The organism is Stutzerimonas stutzeri (assembly GCF_051028275.1).
In the GTDB taxonomy this organism is placed as follows: domain Bacteria; phylum Pseudomonadota; class Gammaproteobacteria; order Pseudomonadales; family Pseudomonadaceae; genus Stutzerimonas; species Stutzerimonas stutzeri_AS.
The window spans coordinates 1,959,562-1,973,600 of record NZ_CP069269.1 but is presented as its reverse complement, the minus strand read 5'-3'; the positions used below and the strand labels follow the sequence as shown (position 1 = coordinate 1,973,600).

At 60.0% G+C, this 14,039-nt stretch carries 12 protein-coding genes; 4 read left to right on the top strand and 8 right to left on the bottom strand.

From position 1 onward, the window contains the following. Window positions 1-22: 22 nt before the first annotated feature. Together fahA and hmgA are read right to left on the bottom strand one after the other, a co-directional pair. Window positions 23-1,330: a fumarylacetoacetase gene (gene fahA / locus JQR87_RS09145; protein WP_407290752.1), complete on the bottom strand. Its 1,308-nt coding sequence runs from the start codon at window positions 1,328-1,330 to the stop codon at window positions 23-25. A gap of 16 nt (window positions 1,331-1,346) precedes the next feature. After that, a complete protein-coding gene (hmgA, locus tag JQR87_RS09140; RefSeq protein WP_407290754.1) occupies window positions 1,347-2,651 on the bottom strand; it encodes a homogentisate 1,2-dioxygenase in 1,305 nt (434 codons plus the stop codon). 111 nt (window positions 2,652-2,762) lie between these two features. Here hmgA and JQR87_RS09135 point away from each other — a divergent pair, with 111 nt between their 5' ends. Together JQR87_RS09135 and JQR87_RS09130 are read left to right on the top strand one after the other, a co-directional pair. Further along, window positions 2,763-3,539: an IclR family transcriptional regulator gene (locus JQR87_RS09135; RefSeq protein WP_407290755.1), complete on the top strand. Its 777-nt coding sequence runs from the start codon at window positions 2,763-2,765 to the stop codon at window positions 3,537-3,539. Between the two features lie 113 nt (window positions 3,540-3,652). Further along, window positions 3,653-3,847: a hypothetical protein gene (locus JQR87_RS09130; RefSeq protein ID WP_407290757.1), complete on the top strand. Its 195-nt coding sequence runs from the start codon at window positions 3,653-3,655 to the stop codon at window positions 3,845-3,847. A 61-nt stretch (window positions 3,848-3,908) separates the two neighbouring features. Here the strand turns inward: JQR87_RS09130 and JQR87_RS09125 are convergent, their stop codons facing one another. The 4 genes from JQR87_RS09125 to JQR87_RS09110 form a co-directional block, all read right to left on the bottom strand. Beyond that, the gene (locus JQR87_RS09125; RefSeq protein WP_407290758.1) at window positions 3,909-5,870 is read right to left on the bottom strand and encodes a TonB-dependent receptor domain-containing protein; all 1,962 of its coding nucleotides are present in this window, start codon (window positions 5,868-5,870) and stop codon (window positions 3,909-3,911) included. An 85-nt stretch (window positions 5,871-5,955) separates the two neighbouring features. Further along, window positions 5,956-7,296 (bottom strand): histidine kinase sensor domain-containing protein, encoded by a 1,341-nt coding sequence (locus JQR87_RS09120; protein ID WP_407290760.1) that lies wholly within the window; start codon window positions 7,294-7,296, stop codon window positions 5,956-5,958. After that, a complete protein-coding gene (locus tag JQR87_RS09115; protein ID WP_407290762.1) occupies window positions 7,293-7,988 on the bottom strand; it encodes a response regulator transcription factor in 696 nt (231 codons plus the stop codon). Before JQR87_RS09115 ends, JQR87_RS09120 begins: the two co-directional genes overlap by 4 nt. 308 nt (window positions 7,989-8,296) lie before the next feature. Further along, window positions 8,297-8,506 carry a hypothetical protein gene (locus tag JQR87_RS09110; protein ID WP_407290763.1) on the bottom strand — a complete coding sequence of 70 codons (210 nt, stop codon included), beginning with the start codon at window positions 8,504-8,506 and terminating at the stop codon, window positions 8,297-8,299. A gap of 286 nt (window positions 8,507-8,792) precedes the next feature. Here JQR87_RS09110 and JQR87_RS09105 point away from each other — a divergent pair, with 286 nt between their 5' ends. Together JQR87_RS09105 and JQR87_RS09100 are read left to right on the top strand one after the other, a co-directional pair. Beyond that, window positions 8,793-10,427, top strand: a complete 1,635-nt coding sequence (locus tag JQR87_RS09105) for an acyl-CoA synthetase (protein WP_407290764.1) — start codon at window positions 8,793-8,795, stop codon at window positions 10,425-10,427. A gap of 212 nt (window positions 10,428-10,639) precedes the next feature. Continuing rightward, window positions 10,640-11,434, top strand: coding sequence for an alpha/beta fold hydrolase (locus tag JQR87_RS09100; protein ID WP_407290766.1), 795 nt, complete (start codon window positions 10,640-10,642; stop codon window positions 11,432-11,434). A 100-nt stretch (window positions 11,435-11,534) separates the two neighbouring features. Here JQR87_RS09100 and JQR87_RS09095 read toward each other — a convergent pair whose 3' ends face one another. Continuing rightward, entirely contained in the window at window positions 11,535-12,014 is a 480-nt protein-coding gene (locus JQR87_RS09095; RefSeq protein WP_407290767.1) for a hypothetical protein, read from the bottom strand. Window positions 12,015-12,413: 399 nt separating this feature from the next. Further along, window positions 12,414-13,577 carry a hypothetical protein gene (locus JQR87_RS09090; protein ID WP_407290769.1) on the bottom strand — a complete coding sequence of 388 codons (1,164 nt, stop codon included), beginning with the start codon at window positions 13,575-13,577 and terminating at the stop codon, window positions 12,414-12,416. Window positions 13,578-14,039 lie beyond the last annotated feature (462 nt).

Here is a 14,039-nt window from a genome sequence, read left to right as displayed (position 1 = left end):
GCCGGGCTTTGGTTGAAGTGGCTTAACGCGAGGCGGGCATCACGCGACCGCGGCACTCGCCAAACCCGATCGAGACCTGGCCATCCCGATGGCACCGCGCCTTGAGGATGATCTCGTCGCCGTCTTCCAGAAAGGTTCGGGTTTCGCCGTTTGGAAGCTCCAACGGCTGCTTGCCGCCTGCGGTGATCTCCAACAGGCTGCCCAGGCTGTCAGCGCTGTTCCCGGACAGGGTTCCGGACCCGAAGAGGTCGCCGGGCTGCAAACTGCAACCGTTAACGCTGTGGTGCGCGACCATCTGGGCGACCGTCCAGTACATATTCTTCGTGCTGCTCAGGGCGATGCGCTGCGCCGGCTGGCCTTGATTGCGCATGGCCTCGGTCAGCAGCAGCACCTCGAGTTCGATATCCAGGGCGCCCTGCTGTTGATCCTGCTCATTGTAGAGGTACGGCAACGGTTGTGGATCGCCTTCAGGGCGCGATGGCTGCGCGCACCGGAACGGCGCCAGCGCTTCTGGCGTTACGACCCAAGGCGACACGCTGGTGGCGAAACTCTTGGAGAGAAACGGACCAAGCGGCTGATATTCCCAGGCCTGTAGGTCGCGCGCGGACCAGTCGTTCAGCAGGCAAAAGCCGGCCACATGGCCACTGGCCTCGCCGACCGGGATCGACTCGCCACGCGCATTGCCCTGGCCAATCCAGATACCCAGCTCCAGCTCGTGATCGAGCCGCTTGCTCGGGCCGAAGTCTGGTTCGCTGGCGCCCGGCGGCATCGTCTGGCCATTGGGGCGTCTGACGGTCGCGCCGGACACCTCGATGGTCGATGCACGACCGTGATAGCCGATGGGTACATACTTGTAATTTGGCAACAAGGGATTGTCCGGACGGAACAGCTTGCCAACGTTGTTGGCGTGATGGATACCCACGTAGAAATCGGTGTAGTCGCCTACCTTGGCGGGCAGGTGCATTTGACAGTGGCTCATTGGTTGAAGCAGCGATTCGCCCATGGCTTGAAGCCGCTCACGCTGCGCGCTGCCCTCACCCAGCAGCTCCTGCAGCGCGCCTCGAAGCGCTTTGCGTGCGGCGGTTCCTAGCGCAAAGAAGTCGTTGAGGCTGCTTGCGCTGGCCGCGTTGGCCGCTTCACGCGCCAGCCCTTCGAACAGACCCGCCTCGCAGGCAGCGCGCAGGTCGAATATGAAATCACCAATGGCGACACCGCCGCGTAGCTCATCGCCGTCACGGCTGAACACGCCCAGCGGCAGGTTGGCGAGGGGGAAATCCGAATGGCTATTGGCCGACTCGACCCAGCTGCGTTGCTCTTTCTGTACGGTCATGTTTTGTGCCGTCCTGTCATTTCTGGTTCTTGTCGAATGTCTTGGCCAGGCCGGCCCAGCAGCTGTCGTAATCGGTCTGCAGTAGCGGGCTTTCCAATGCCTGGCGTGTGGGCCGAAGCACCTGGCCGGTCTCGAACATGAAGGCCATGGTGTTGTCGATCTTGTGCGGTTTGAGTTCGGCCCTGATCGCCTGTTCGGTCGATACATGATCCGGGCCGTGAGCGCTCATGCAGTTATGCAGCGAGGCGCCGCCAGGCGAGAAGCCGTCAGCTTTGGCGTCGTAGGCGCCATCGATCAAGCCCATGAACTCGTTCATCAGATTGCGATGGAACCACGGCGGACGGAAGGTGTTCTCCGCCACCATCCAGCGCGGCGGGAAGATCACGAAGTCTATGTTAGCCATGCCATGAATGGCGCTGGGTGAGGTCAGCACCGTGAAAATCGACGGATCGGGATGATCAAAGCTGACGGTGCCGATGGTATTGAAACAGCGCAGGTCGTACTTGTACGGCACGTTGTTACCGTGCCAGGCGACGACGTCCAGCGGTGAGTGATCCAGCTCGGTCACCCAGAGCTCACCAAGGAACTTCTGAACCAGCTGTACGGGTTCGTCCCGCTCCTCGAAGTGTGCAACCGGCGCAAGGAAGTCCCGAGGATTGGCCAGCCCGTTGCTGCCGATAGGCCCGAGGTCAGGCAGGCGCAACGCGCAACCGTGATTTTCGCAAACGTAGCCTCGCGCGGTGGCATCCAGCAACTCGACACGGAAGCGCATGCCGCGCGGGATAACCGCTATTTCCAGAGGCGCTACCTCGAGCACACCGAGTTCAGTGGTCACTTTCAAGGTGCCCTGCTGTGGCACGAGCAACAGCTCGCCGTCGGCATTGAAAAAAACCCGCTCCATCGACACATTCGCGGCGTAGCGATAGATGCTCGCACCGGCTGGCTGGCCGGGCTCGGCATTGGCCGTGACGCACTTCAGCCCGCCGAGAAAGTCCGTCGGGTTTTCTGGAAGCGGCTCTGGATTCCAACGCAACCGATTGGGCGTGACCGGGCCCAGCGCGTTATCCAGCTGTTGGCCCATGCGCTGATACTGTCCGTGATTGGCTGACGGCCGAATGCGATACATCCAGGTCCGGCGTGCTTCGCTGCGTGGCACGGTAAAAGCAGTACCGGATAGCAATTCCGTGTAGAGGCCGTACGGCACCTTCTGCGGTGAGTTCTGCCCGACCGGTAGCGCGCCGGGCAAGGCCTCGCTGCTGAATTCATTGCCGAAGCCAGACAGGTATCGAGAGGTTTCGCGCATTTGTTGTTGTGGTTGCATAGCCGTCTCTCATTTAGCGTAATGCGTTTACGCAAAAAGTAATTTGTACTGAACCGATGCGTCAAGCTATAAACAGCGCCTCCCTAGAGAGCGGTTAACAGGCAGTTCGAATTGACGACAGACAGCAACGCCGATACGGCACCTCGCCGCCAGAAAGTTCAGGCTGCCGAGGTGGGCACGGACATCCTCACGGCACTCGCCGAACTGGCCCCGGCGACCTCGTTGTCGCGTCTGGCCGAACATGTCGGGATGCCCGCCAGCAAGGTGCATCGCTATCTACAGGCATTGATGGCCAGCGGCTTTGCCGAACAGGACCCGTTGACCAATCACTACGGTCTGGGCCGTGCGGCCCTGTTCGTAGGGCTTGCAGCCCTGGGCCGGCTGGATGTGGTCAAGCTGGCGACGCCCCATCTGGCGCAACTGCGCGACGAACTCAACGAGACCTGTTTTCTGGCGGTATGGGGCAACCGTGGCCCGGCCGTGGTGCATGTCGAACAGGCCGTGCGCGCCGTGACATTGGTGACTCAGGTGGGATCGGTATTGCCTCTGCTGGGCTCGTCCACTGGGCTGGTTTTTAACGCGTTCATGCCGAACGCTGAAACTGCCCAGCTGCGCGAGGATGAGATGAACCTGCCGTCAGCCCCGTCTTCCGACGCCCTGCTTGCAGCGATGAGCGAACTGCAACGCACCCATGTACAAGCCGTCCACGGCCTGCTGATGGCGGGCGTCAATGCGCTTTCTGCGCCTCTTTTCGGCAATGGGAACAAGCTGATGGGAGTCATCACCATTGTCGGCGCCGCACCCGGCTTCATGGCCGAGGCCGAGGGGAATGCGGCCAAGCGTCTGCTGGAAACAGCACGTACCATAAGCGCCCGCATGGGCGCTTGAGCAACGGCCGTCCGGGGTGGCAGACGAGTGGTGGTGCTGCGTCAATTCTGCAAATTGACGAGCAGTTCGCACAAGACTAGCGTTCGCCTGTCTTTTCCAGACCCGGAGGCATCATGGATATCCAAGTCCGACCGCTTACGTCATTCGAAGGCAGCACCTGGGAAGTCCGCATGGACCGGAACAAGGTCACGTTCCGCAGTGAGTCCGAGGCGCGTGCTTTCGTCCAACTCCTCGAGGCACGGTTATCAGCGCCCCATCATCTGCCCGATCTTCCAACCGACCGTCAATTCCACAGCCAGGCTGGCTGAACGCTTGAGGCAGGGGTGACGGCGCCAGACGCCGTGTCCCCTGCCGCGTTCTTTTTACGGCTCAGATACGTAGCGCCACGCCCAGGCGCAGCTCGCGACCCGGCTCGTAGCTGCCGCGTACACCTTCGTAACCTGCAATACCTTCGAAATCCTCGTTGCTGGCGTGATCCAGATACTGTTTATCGAACAGGTTCTTCACCGTCAGGTTGAACAAGAGCCGGTCGTCGCTCAACGCCGCCCATTGAGCGTAGAGGTCATGTACCCCATAGCCTGGCTTCGCAACTGTGCCGACACCGGTCCGCAACGAATCAACCGCCGTGACGAAGCGTCCCTGCCATCCAAAGGTCAACGTCTCAGTGGCACGGTAGTCGGCAAAACCGGTCCAGGTGTCGCCCAGTGTCGTGCCCAGTCCGTTGTGCTCATAGACGTTCAGTGCCTCACCGTCCAACTCCACGTCGTTGTGGTGGTAGCTCAGTCCAACGCTCAACTGCTGCCAGTGATAGGCGCTTCGCAGAAGCACGCCTTGCGTTTGCAGCGTCCCACCGTTGACGTAGAGGTTGGGACGGCCGCTTGGATCATAGATAGCGTCACGTACGCGGGTGTCATACACCCGCCCGGAAAGCTCCAGACGGTTCAGGCGATACTCGAAACCCACCTCATGGGTGCGTGCCTTCTCGGCATCGAGTTCCGGATCGTTGCCGGCCGCATCAAGCTTGAAGGCATCGCGGATCTGTACGCCGCGTAACGCCTGGGCATGGCTGGCGAGGAGTGCCAGCTCAGGAGTCAGTTGATACCGAATGCTGATGTTAGGGCTGACGCCCGAATCAGAGAACGACTGGCCGTCACGGTCGTCGAGGCGGTAGCGGTCGTAGCGCAGCCCCATTCCGAGGAGCAGCTTGCCGGTGACCTGGTATCGGTCCTGCAGATAGACGCCCAGCACATCGCCGTTCTCCTCATCCAGGTTGCGATCGCCGTCCGGTCCCAGACGGGCCCGGTCGTCGCGGTAGTCGATGCCGTAGGTGATGCGATGAGCGCCCAGTTCGCTGGTATTCCGCACATCCAGACCCGCACTGGTGGTATCGCCGAAATACAGGCCATAACGACCATCCTGCTGCAGCTCCGTAGAGGTGTGATAGGTGGTTACTTCAACATCGAGCAGGTCGTGGCCCAGCGGGTTCCAGCCGTAATTCAGCGTCCAGGTTTCCCGCTCCGTCTCCAGGGGGAACAGCGGGTTGAAGCTGCTTGGTATCCACTGAGGACGCTGGCTGCGTTCGCCCTCGTCGGTACGCCGCTCATAAGCCAGGCGAAAGGTTTGCTCATCCGTCAGGTGGCCGACCAACTTGGCGAACCCCAACTGCTGCCGCGCTCCGGTCCCTAGCACGTCCCGCCCGTTGCCGTCCTCGTAGTCGTTCTGGTCCTGGTAAGTGGCCATGGCCAGGGCAGACCACGAGTCGTTGAATCTGCCGAACAGGCTGGTGCTCGTCTTGTACCCTTCGGCGTTACTGAAATAAGTGCCTTTGACCAGCGCGCCGACGCGCTCCTCAGCACGCAGCAGATCGTCAGGATCTTTGGTGACGAACCGGATCGAACCGCCCAGCGCACCGGGCCCTGCTGTTGCGTCGCCCGTTCCGGGCTGGACCTCGGCTCGTTTGAGCAGCTCGGGCTCTATACCAATGCGCCCCGTATGGTGGAAGGTCTGGCCCGGCTGGTTAGCACCATCGATGGTGATGTTCAGCAGTGTGTCTTCGAGACCACGCAGATACAGTTTCTGAGCAACACCGGGGCCGCCGCCGACCGACACCTCTGGGCTGGCTTCGAATACATCTCGCAGATCAGCGGCTTGATAATGCTGCAGCTGCTCGGCTTCGACGCTGTCGCCTTGTACATGGCGAGCAGTCACCTCACTGCCGCTCAGCTCCAACGGCTCCTTGGGCTGCGCTTGCGCCAGGCAAGGCATGGCGCCGATCAGCGCAGCAAAAGACAGCGAACCGAGAAGGGATAGCGGAATAGGACAGTGTTGCATGAAGAGCCTCTAACATGAATGCGAACGTTTCGTATTCATGATTCTGGCCCTATAACGCAGTTGCCGCGTATCACTTTTACAACTGTTACGTTGTGTCCCCGCTTCGAGGCAGCCAGATGGTCATGCATAGCCCGCCCTGCTCGTGATTGATCGCCGCCAGACGCCCGCCGATCGCGCGGATCTGCCGTTGGGCCAACGCCAGGCCCAGGCCAAAACCGGGCCGATCACTGCTGACACGCTCGAACGGCTGAAAGATTCTTTCGAGCCATTGCGCTGGTACGCCCGGCCCCTGGTCGGTGATCTCCAGCCGATAGGTCTGGGGGTCGGATTGGAGCTCAACTCGCACCTTTTTGCCCGGCGGCGTATGGTCGAGTGCGTTGCGCACGATATTTTCAATCGCCTGACCGAGTGCGCGATGGCAACTGCCAACCAGCTCTGCTTCGGCTGGCAATTGCTTATCGATTCGGCGATCCGGATATTCGAATTGCGCGTCGTCAAGAATGCTGTCCAGCAGGTCCGTCAGATCCAGCGTTTCGTCACGCAGCCTTGGCCGCTCCGTCTCCAGCCAACTGAGCGTCAGCGCATCCTCGACCAAACGACGCATTGCCGAACAATCCTGGCGAATGCGGGGCAGCAGCGCAGTTGTGTCGCCGCCCTGCTCCGCAAGACTGACCGCCATCTCGATGCGGGCCAGCGGTGTACGAAGCTCGTGTGACATTTCAGCCAGCCGCTGGCGCTGATCGATGATCAAACCACCGATGCGTTCAGCCATGGCGTCAAACGTCTCGGCTACCCCGGCCAGCTCGTCACGCCTCGAACCCAACAGCGCTCCCGCACGGGCCGAGTAATCCCCTTCGCTGAACTGCCGGGTCGCCTGCTCCAACCGTCGCAGCGGTTGCATCAGATGGCGATAGAGCAATAAGCAGCCACAGACCAACAACACCAGGGGCAACACCAATTCGAGTATCAACCGAGCCGGATACCAGTAATGCCCTGGCCGCATGCGCTGTGGCAGCTGGATCAGGAAGCGAAGCTGACCATCGGTAAAGGGCACGTCCATGATCGGGTTCTCCTGAAAGTAGAGATGGATCTTCCAGGACGGGTCCCGCCCAAGGCTGAATTCCCGCAAGAACCGTTCGGACAGCACGCTGCCAGCAAGCGCATGTAACTGCGGATCGACGATCGCCGCCCAGGTCTGCTCCCGTTGCTGAAGCTCACGCAGCCAGTGCTGCAACGCACGCTCATCACCGGCGCGGTACAGGGCTTCGGCCTGCGCGCCGTATTCACGCAGCGTCCGCTGATGCTCGTCGTCGATGAAACTCATCTGCTCTTCAGCCTGGCCGCTCAGCCGTGCGATTACCCAGAACAGCGCCACACTTCCGAGGGCAACGCCCAGGCACAACTTCCAAAACAATCGTCGGTTCATTGGAAGCTGTAACCGCGGCCATGAAGGGTCTGCAGCCGATCGGCAGCCAGCCCGGCTTCGGTCAGTCGTCGGCGAATGCGGCTGATGTGCATATCGAGGCTGCGGTCGTAGCCGCTGTGCTCTCGCTCGAACACGACCCGATACAGATAGGGCTTGGTCAGCACCTCACCGCGCTGCAGCATCAATTGCCAGAGCAACCGGAACTGCAAGGGCGTCAGCGCCAGATCCTGCTCGCCGACGCGGGCATGCTGCCTGTGCCTGTCCAACACTAGAGCGTCTATAGTCAAACAAGGTGGCTGGACCGCTCGATTGTCGACGCTGCGCGTACGCCGCAATATGGCATCGATGCGCAGCTGCAATTCCGTCACGTTGAAGGGTTTGGCGAGGTAATCATCCGCGCCGTGGCGCAACCCGCGAATACGCTCCTCCTCAGCGCCGCAAGCGGTCAGCATGATCACCGGCGTCTGTTGCTGTTCGCGCAAGCGACGTAACACGGAGAAACCGTTTACGTCCGGCAACATCACATCCAGCAATACCAGATCCGGCGCGTTGGCCAGCGCCATTGCCAGGCCACTCTCGCCCAGCTGGCTCAAGCGCACCATGTAGCCTTGCAGGCGAAGCAACTCTCCGAGCTGCGCGCTCAGCACCTGGTCGTCCTCGATAACCAACACTTCAGCCAGATACGCTCCCATCTCGACTCCCTGTCGGGTGAGCTACACCCATGCCAGAAGATAATGATTCTCATATATCGTAAGGCAAGAAGCTCGGCCGGGCTATACGACCCTCGCCGACCGAGTGAAAGGCTGTCGCGCAGGGTTACAGCAGGCGGCGGCGAGATGAATCCACGGAAAGCATCAGCGGGTGCAGGCTACAGGCGCAGATGTGCTAGTAAGCCTGCCGCCGCCCCAGCCAATGCCGAGCCGCATGTCGCTCGATGTTAGTCATGCCTGAATAGCAAAAGAGCCCAGCGCTAGGCTGGGCTCTGTTCCCGGTCATGGATTCAAGGCAATGGATTGCCAAGTCCCGGTTCGTTCGGGTCTGGCTCAGACGCCCTGCCCGGCCGCTTTCCAGGCTGGGTGTCGCTACCAGCGCCAGGCTGAACGTCCGGGTTGTCAGTGATGAAGTCCGGCTCCGGGGAATGGCTAGGGTTCTGTTGCTGGCCCGGCACCGGTTGCTGGTCGTGGGGCCTGTCGAGCGGATCGATACTCATGGATCACCTCCGGTTGAGCGATAGATGCTCATAGCTTCGAGGCTGTTGCAGCTGGTAAGTGCTTGCCGCACGTCGCGCCGGCGTGCTCCGTAGCGTTCGGGGCGCCCCAAACAGGCGATCACAAGCCCGATGCGTTCCAGCGCGGCGACGATCACGCCCAAAGCGCCCTGTCCCGCCTGGTCGTTTGTCCAAAGCGCTCATCCAGCTTGATGGCTTTTGCCATTGTTGAGCGTCAGTCCCAGCGCCAATATCCGGAAACCAATAACAAGAAACCCAGGAGCCAGCCATGCGCGATCATGCAACAGCGGCCAGTGAGTTCGACTACGATCAAACGGTCTCTGCCATCCTATCGGGCGATCTTGCTGCCCTGAACGCCTGCGTCGAGTGCTGCGACCGTCATGCAGAGTCCGGCAAGGTTGCACTCATCTGGGAAGGCCGAGACGGTCAGCGCGCCACCTGGACCTTTGCGCAGCTCAAGGAAGCGTCCGCGCGCTTTGCCAACCTTCTGCACAGCTACGGTATCAAGCCAGGCGACACCGTTGCAGGCTTGCTGCCTCGCACACCTGAACTGCTCATTACCATCCTCGGCACCTGGCGCATCGGCGCTATCTACCAGCCGCTGTTCACCGCATTCGGCCCTAAAGCTGTCGAGCACCGCATCACGCAATCCGGCGCCAAGCTCGTTGTCACCGATACGGCCAACAGTGAAAAACTGGATGACATCGACACAGCACCTCGGCGCCTGGTTGTAGGAAATAGCGTCGATAATTTCTGGAGCCAGGTAAAAGCCCAAGCCAATGAGTTTGAACCCGTGCAGCTCAGTGGAGATGCGCCCTTTCTGGCGATGTTCACCTCAGGCACTACCGGGCCGGCAAAGCAGCTACACGTGCCGCTCAAAGCCATCGTGGCCTTCGTGACCTATATGCGCGATGCCGTGGACCTCCGGCCGGAGGACAATTTCTGGAACATCGCCGATCCCGGTTGGGCTTATGGGCTCTATTACGCCGTCACCGGCCCACTCGCCATGGGCCACGCAACGCTGTTCTATGAAGGCAGCTTTACCGTCGACAGCACCTGCCGCATCGTCAATGAATACGGCATTACCAACATGGCGGGCTCACCCACGGCCTATCGCCTGCTGATGGCATCGCGTCAAGAAGTCGAAGCCTGCGTCAAGGATAAGCTGCGGGCCGTTAGCAGCGCTGGCGAACCGCTCACGCCGGAAGTCATCCGCTGGTTCAAGAGCGGCCTCGGCTGCACCATCCACGACCACTACGGCCAGACCGAACTTGGCATGGTCCTGTGCAACCACCATGCGCTAAGCCATCCCGTCAGCATCGGCACGGCGGGCTACGCCATGCCGGGGCACCGTGTAGTCGTGCTGGATGATGAACAACGGGAGCTGTCAGCTGGTACACCCGGCATGCTCGCCCTGGACCGCCAGCGTTCGCCCTTGCTCTGGTTTGCAGGCTACGTGGGCACCAAAACCAAAGCGTTCGTGGGCGACTACTACCTGAGCGGTGACACGGTGGAGATGAACGCAGACGGCAGCATCAGCTTCGTGGGGCGCGCGGATGACGTGATCACCACCTCCGGCTACCGTGTGGGTCCCTTCGATGTGGAAAGCGCGCTGTTGGAACATCCGGCCGTGATCGAAGCAGCCGTCATCGGCAAGCCAGACCCGGAACGCACGGAGCTTGTGAAAGCGTTCGTCGTACTGCACGGCAGCTACCAAGGCGACAACGCGCTGGCCGATGCGTTACAGCAGCACGTACGGCAGCGCTTGTCCGCTCACGCCTACCCGCGCGAGATCGAATTCGTCAGCGAGCTTCCCAAAACCCCAAGCGGCAAGATTCAACGCTTCCTGCTGCGTGATCGGGAGAAAACTGCGCAGCAGTCAACGGCGGCGGCAGTTAGCTGAGCGCGGGGCGAGCGAGGTTGCGTAGCAGCTCGTTGCGTCCGGCTTTCAGCATCAGCGTTATCGGCCTGTAGCACGACGACTTATGCGGCCCATCGAGGCCGCATTTTTTGCATATGCGCTGAGCATTCCGGATCGCCTGTACAGCCATTCAGATTGAGACCGTACAAGGGCATACAGAGGGATGCTCCAATAGCCTTGCTGAAGGAACATTCATGATCGTTTCGACGGAAGATCGTCACCTGCCCACCAAACATGGCGAGGTGTTCACACGTCGTTGGCGCACCAACCATTCCCACAACATCCCCATCGTGCTGATGCACGACTCGCTCGGTTGCGTCGAACTCTGGCGAGACTTTCCCGAGCGACTTGCCGCGGCTACCGAGCGCGACGTGATCGCCTACGACCGCCTGGGCTTTGGCCAATCCGCACCCCATCCTGGGGGCTGGTCGAACCACTTCATACGAGACGAGGCCGAACGCTTCTTTCCGCCTGTGTGGCATGCGTTGGACATCGAGCATTTCATCGCCCTTGGCCACAGCGTCGGCGGAATCATGGCCGCCAGCCTCGCAGCACACCAACCGCGCCAATGCCTCGCTCTGATCACCATTGCCGCCCTCGCCTTCGTCGAAGACCGTACCCGCCAAGGCATTCTTCAGACCCAAGCGGCCTTCGTCGAACCTGACCAACTGGAGCGGCTTCGCAAATACCACGGCGATAAAGCCGAATGGATACTCTGGGCCTGGATCGAGACCTGGCTATCGGATAGCTATGCCGATTGGACCATCGAAACCAGCGCACCCAGCATTGCCTGCCCGCTATTGGCTATCCATGGTTCCGAAGATGAATACGGATCACCCGCCCACATACACCGCGTCGCTGCGTTAGCCAGCGGCAACGTGACAACGCTGCTGCTGGACGGCTGCCACCATGTACCGCATCGTGAGCAGCCGGAACGCGTGATCGAAGCCATACGGGCATTTCTCAGCAAAAACGAGGCCGATGTATGAAAAGCAATTAGTTATCCTATAATGAACATAGGCAAAAATATTGGATAACAAATTCGTTACTGCGTAGAGCGGTGGCAGCACCGTTAACTGGCACAAGCTGTTAGAGCTTTGCCCCGTACCAATATTCTCGGTTCGACAAAACAGTGTCGATGACCTCGGACTGGGTCATCGCTGTTAACTGAGGAGGCTCCGGAAAGACGTGCTTTGGATGCCACCCCTCCGCTTCGAATTGACCCTCGTCAGTAGGGATAACATGACCGTCAAGGTAAACGTAATCACGACCCGGTTCGATGTGTCCCAACATTTCCTTCATGTACGCTACCCATTCAGCGACCTCTTCATCGCTAGGCTCTTGTTTGCTATAACCGACAAGATCTTCCTTGGCAATTTCTTCCCATGTCTTTTCAACCTCAACAGCTGTAGCAAAGGTGAAAGCTTTTCTGCATTTGGTGCAGAAAAACAACCAGCCACAACCACACCAAGGACAATCGAGCTGACCGGGGTAAGAAACCAATGACTCGTCACAATGACAATGAGAGATCAAATCATCATTTTTCTTCACGAGATAGATAATGCTCAATTACTAATCCCTAATTTTGGTTTGGATAACCGGTTCTACTGGTGCGTTCGGAGCGAGGCGGATAATCGCAGGGCTGCAATGGCCTCTCCCTCCACCCCGTTTCCTCAATAACGCCGTGGTGCCTGCTCTCGGGGAAAGGTGCGATGAGCAGATCCCCCTGAAACACCGTTCGATTCGGACGGGTACCGCAGTCTGATCGGCGCCGGCCAACCCTCCTTCGGGTGGCGGCAGCGGTAGCGATCTGACCGGCCGCCAGCGGCACCTTGGCCCTACCGTATCGCTCGGCGCCGCCAGACTGCCCGATACCACGCTGGTCACGCCAGACGGCGCGCCTAACCGAGCGTGGTATTGAATGCCGGTTTAGGCTACTGATAAAGCCTCGTAGCCCAATAGACGCACCTACGGCAACGATGCGTTGTACTGGATGCGCTGGCCTGGCACTAGGCGATCGCTTTCTATGCTGATCTGCAATCCCGCCCGCGCATGCGCGCCAATACATGCCGCGGCGGTCCGATTCGCGCCGGGCAACAATCCCTTCAATGAAGTGCCCATGCGTTGACCATTCGCGGCTGGCCAGGCGTCGTAGTAGATCGGCGCCACGCCTTCGTTGCGCACCGTCAGACGCACGCAGTCGCCATTGCTGGTGAGCGACGTGATCCGAAACGCGTAGCCGGTCGCCATCGACGCCTCGCGAATACGCCAGCGCGGCTGATAGTCAGGCTGATCGTTTCCGATCATGTAGCTGATGTGATATTGCGCCGCGAGTGACTCGAAGCTCCGTCCCCAGGGACCGTTCGGGGCCAGCACATTCTTTTGGTCGTAATCGCTGTAGTAGTTGAATTCGCCGCCCGCGGGGCTGGAGCGATAACGCGTGCTGCCGAAGAACAGCCAGGAGGCGCGGTTGTATTCCTGATCGCTCTGCGAATGCGTCTCGTGCATGAAAGAATCGTCGAACAGGCCAAACTGCAGCTGCCGCAGGGCCGGAACTGCCGAGAACGGCGTGTACGTGGCGCTAGCAGCGTCGATCGACAGCGACCACGGTGTTTCTACGAATTTACCGCCCAGGTGCGTCAGAAACTTCTGTTGGAAGGCCTTCGACGGAAACGTCGTGCCGAGCTTCAAGGGTCCATCCCAAAGGTGATATTCGGCATAGGAGCCGAAACCGACCTGCAGGAAGGCAAGCCGTGAATCCTCGTCGTAGCGCTGCGCAAACCGGCTGTAGAACTCGAGGATGAAGGCCTGTAGCGTGGGCGAACGCCAGTCCGGCACGAACGTGCGCTGGCCTTCAATCTTGTGGTAGCGCAGCGCGTGATCGGGCGCGCCTGCGACGTGGGCAGGAATCGAGACCTTGGTGTGCCCAGGATAGGTGTCGTGAAAGCGCAAGATCATCTGATGACCGCGCCCCGCCGATGACGCCAGCGCCGCATCAACCCGCGACCAGTCGTAGACGCCCGACTCGTTAACGACATCGCTGTACTTGAAGTAGGCAAATTCCAATTGCACGTCATCGCCGAGCATGGCGAGGCCATTGATGTTGTCGTTCCACAACACGACGCCGGTCATAGGCTGCACCCGGTCGATCGAGGCATGCAGTGGTACCGGCACATAGTCCGCGGCACGCAGGCGTTGCGCAGCGTCGGCCTGCGATGCGCTCGCGACCGCCAGTAGCGCGGCGGTGATGAGCCCGTACAGCAAAGGGCGGCGTGTCTGCCCGGCATCTCTCACGTCGTTGATACGGGAAGTTAACCGCTTCTGCGGCTCGTTGATTGCTTCCCCAGTCGCGCCGTATTCATGATTCAGCATCACCTACCTCTTGCTTTTGGCTTGAATGATTTGACCAAGTGCGATCGAACAGCCGCCGAGATCAGCCGGATTAAGGGCTAGGTTGAACAATTGTGACGAGCCCCGTTTTGCTGCACTCAGAGCATTTAATGCATCTAACGCTACGTGAATACAGGCGTTCAGCTTTTTATGAGAGCCTTGTTGAGAAAATGAGAACACGCATTGAAAACGATGAGTTTTTCG

Coding starts and splice junctions, on each gene's coding strand:
- JQR87_RS09125 (WP_407290758.1), bottom strand. CDS start 5,870: ATGCAACACTGTCCTATTCCGCTATCCCTTCTCGGTTCGCTGTCTTTT.
- hmgA (WP_407290754.1), bottom strand. CDS start 2,651: ATGCAACCACAACAACAAATGCGCGAAACCTCTCGATACCTGTCTGGC.
- JQR87_RS09130 (WP_407290757.1), top strand. CDS start 3,653: ATGGATATCCAAGTCCGACCGCTTACGTCATTCGAAGGCAGCACCTGG.
- JQR87_RS09110 (WP_407290763.1), bottom strand. CDS start 8,506: ATGAGTATCGATCCGCTCGACAGGCCCCACGACCAGCAACCGGTGCCG.
- JQR87_RS09105 (WP_407290764.1), top strand. CDS start 8,793: ATGCGCGATCATGCAACAGCGGCCAGTGAGTTCGACTACGATCAAACG.
- JQR87_RS09115 (WP_407290762.1), bottom strand. CDS start 7,988: ATGGGAGCGTATCTGGCTGAAGTGTTGGTTATCGAGGACGACCAGGTG.
- fahA (WP_407290752.1), bottom strand. CDS start 1,330: ATGACCGTACAGAAAGAGCAACGCAGCTGGGTCGAGTCGGCCAATAGC.
- JQR87_RS09100 (WP_407290766.1), top strand. CDS start 10,640: ATGATCGTTTCGACGGAAGATCGTCACCTGCCCACCAAACATGGCGAG.
- JQR87_RS09120 (WP_407290760.1), bottom strand. CDS start 7,296: ATGAACCGACGATTGTTTTGGAAGTTGTGCCTGGGCGTTGCCCTCGGA.
- JQR87_RS09090 (WP_407290769.1), bottom strand. CDS start 13,577: ATGACCGGCGTCGTGTTGTGGAACGACAACATCAATGGCCTCGCCATG.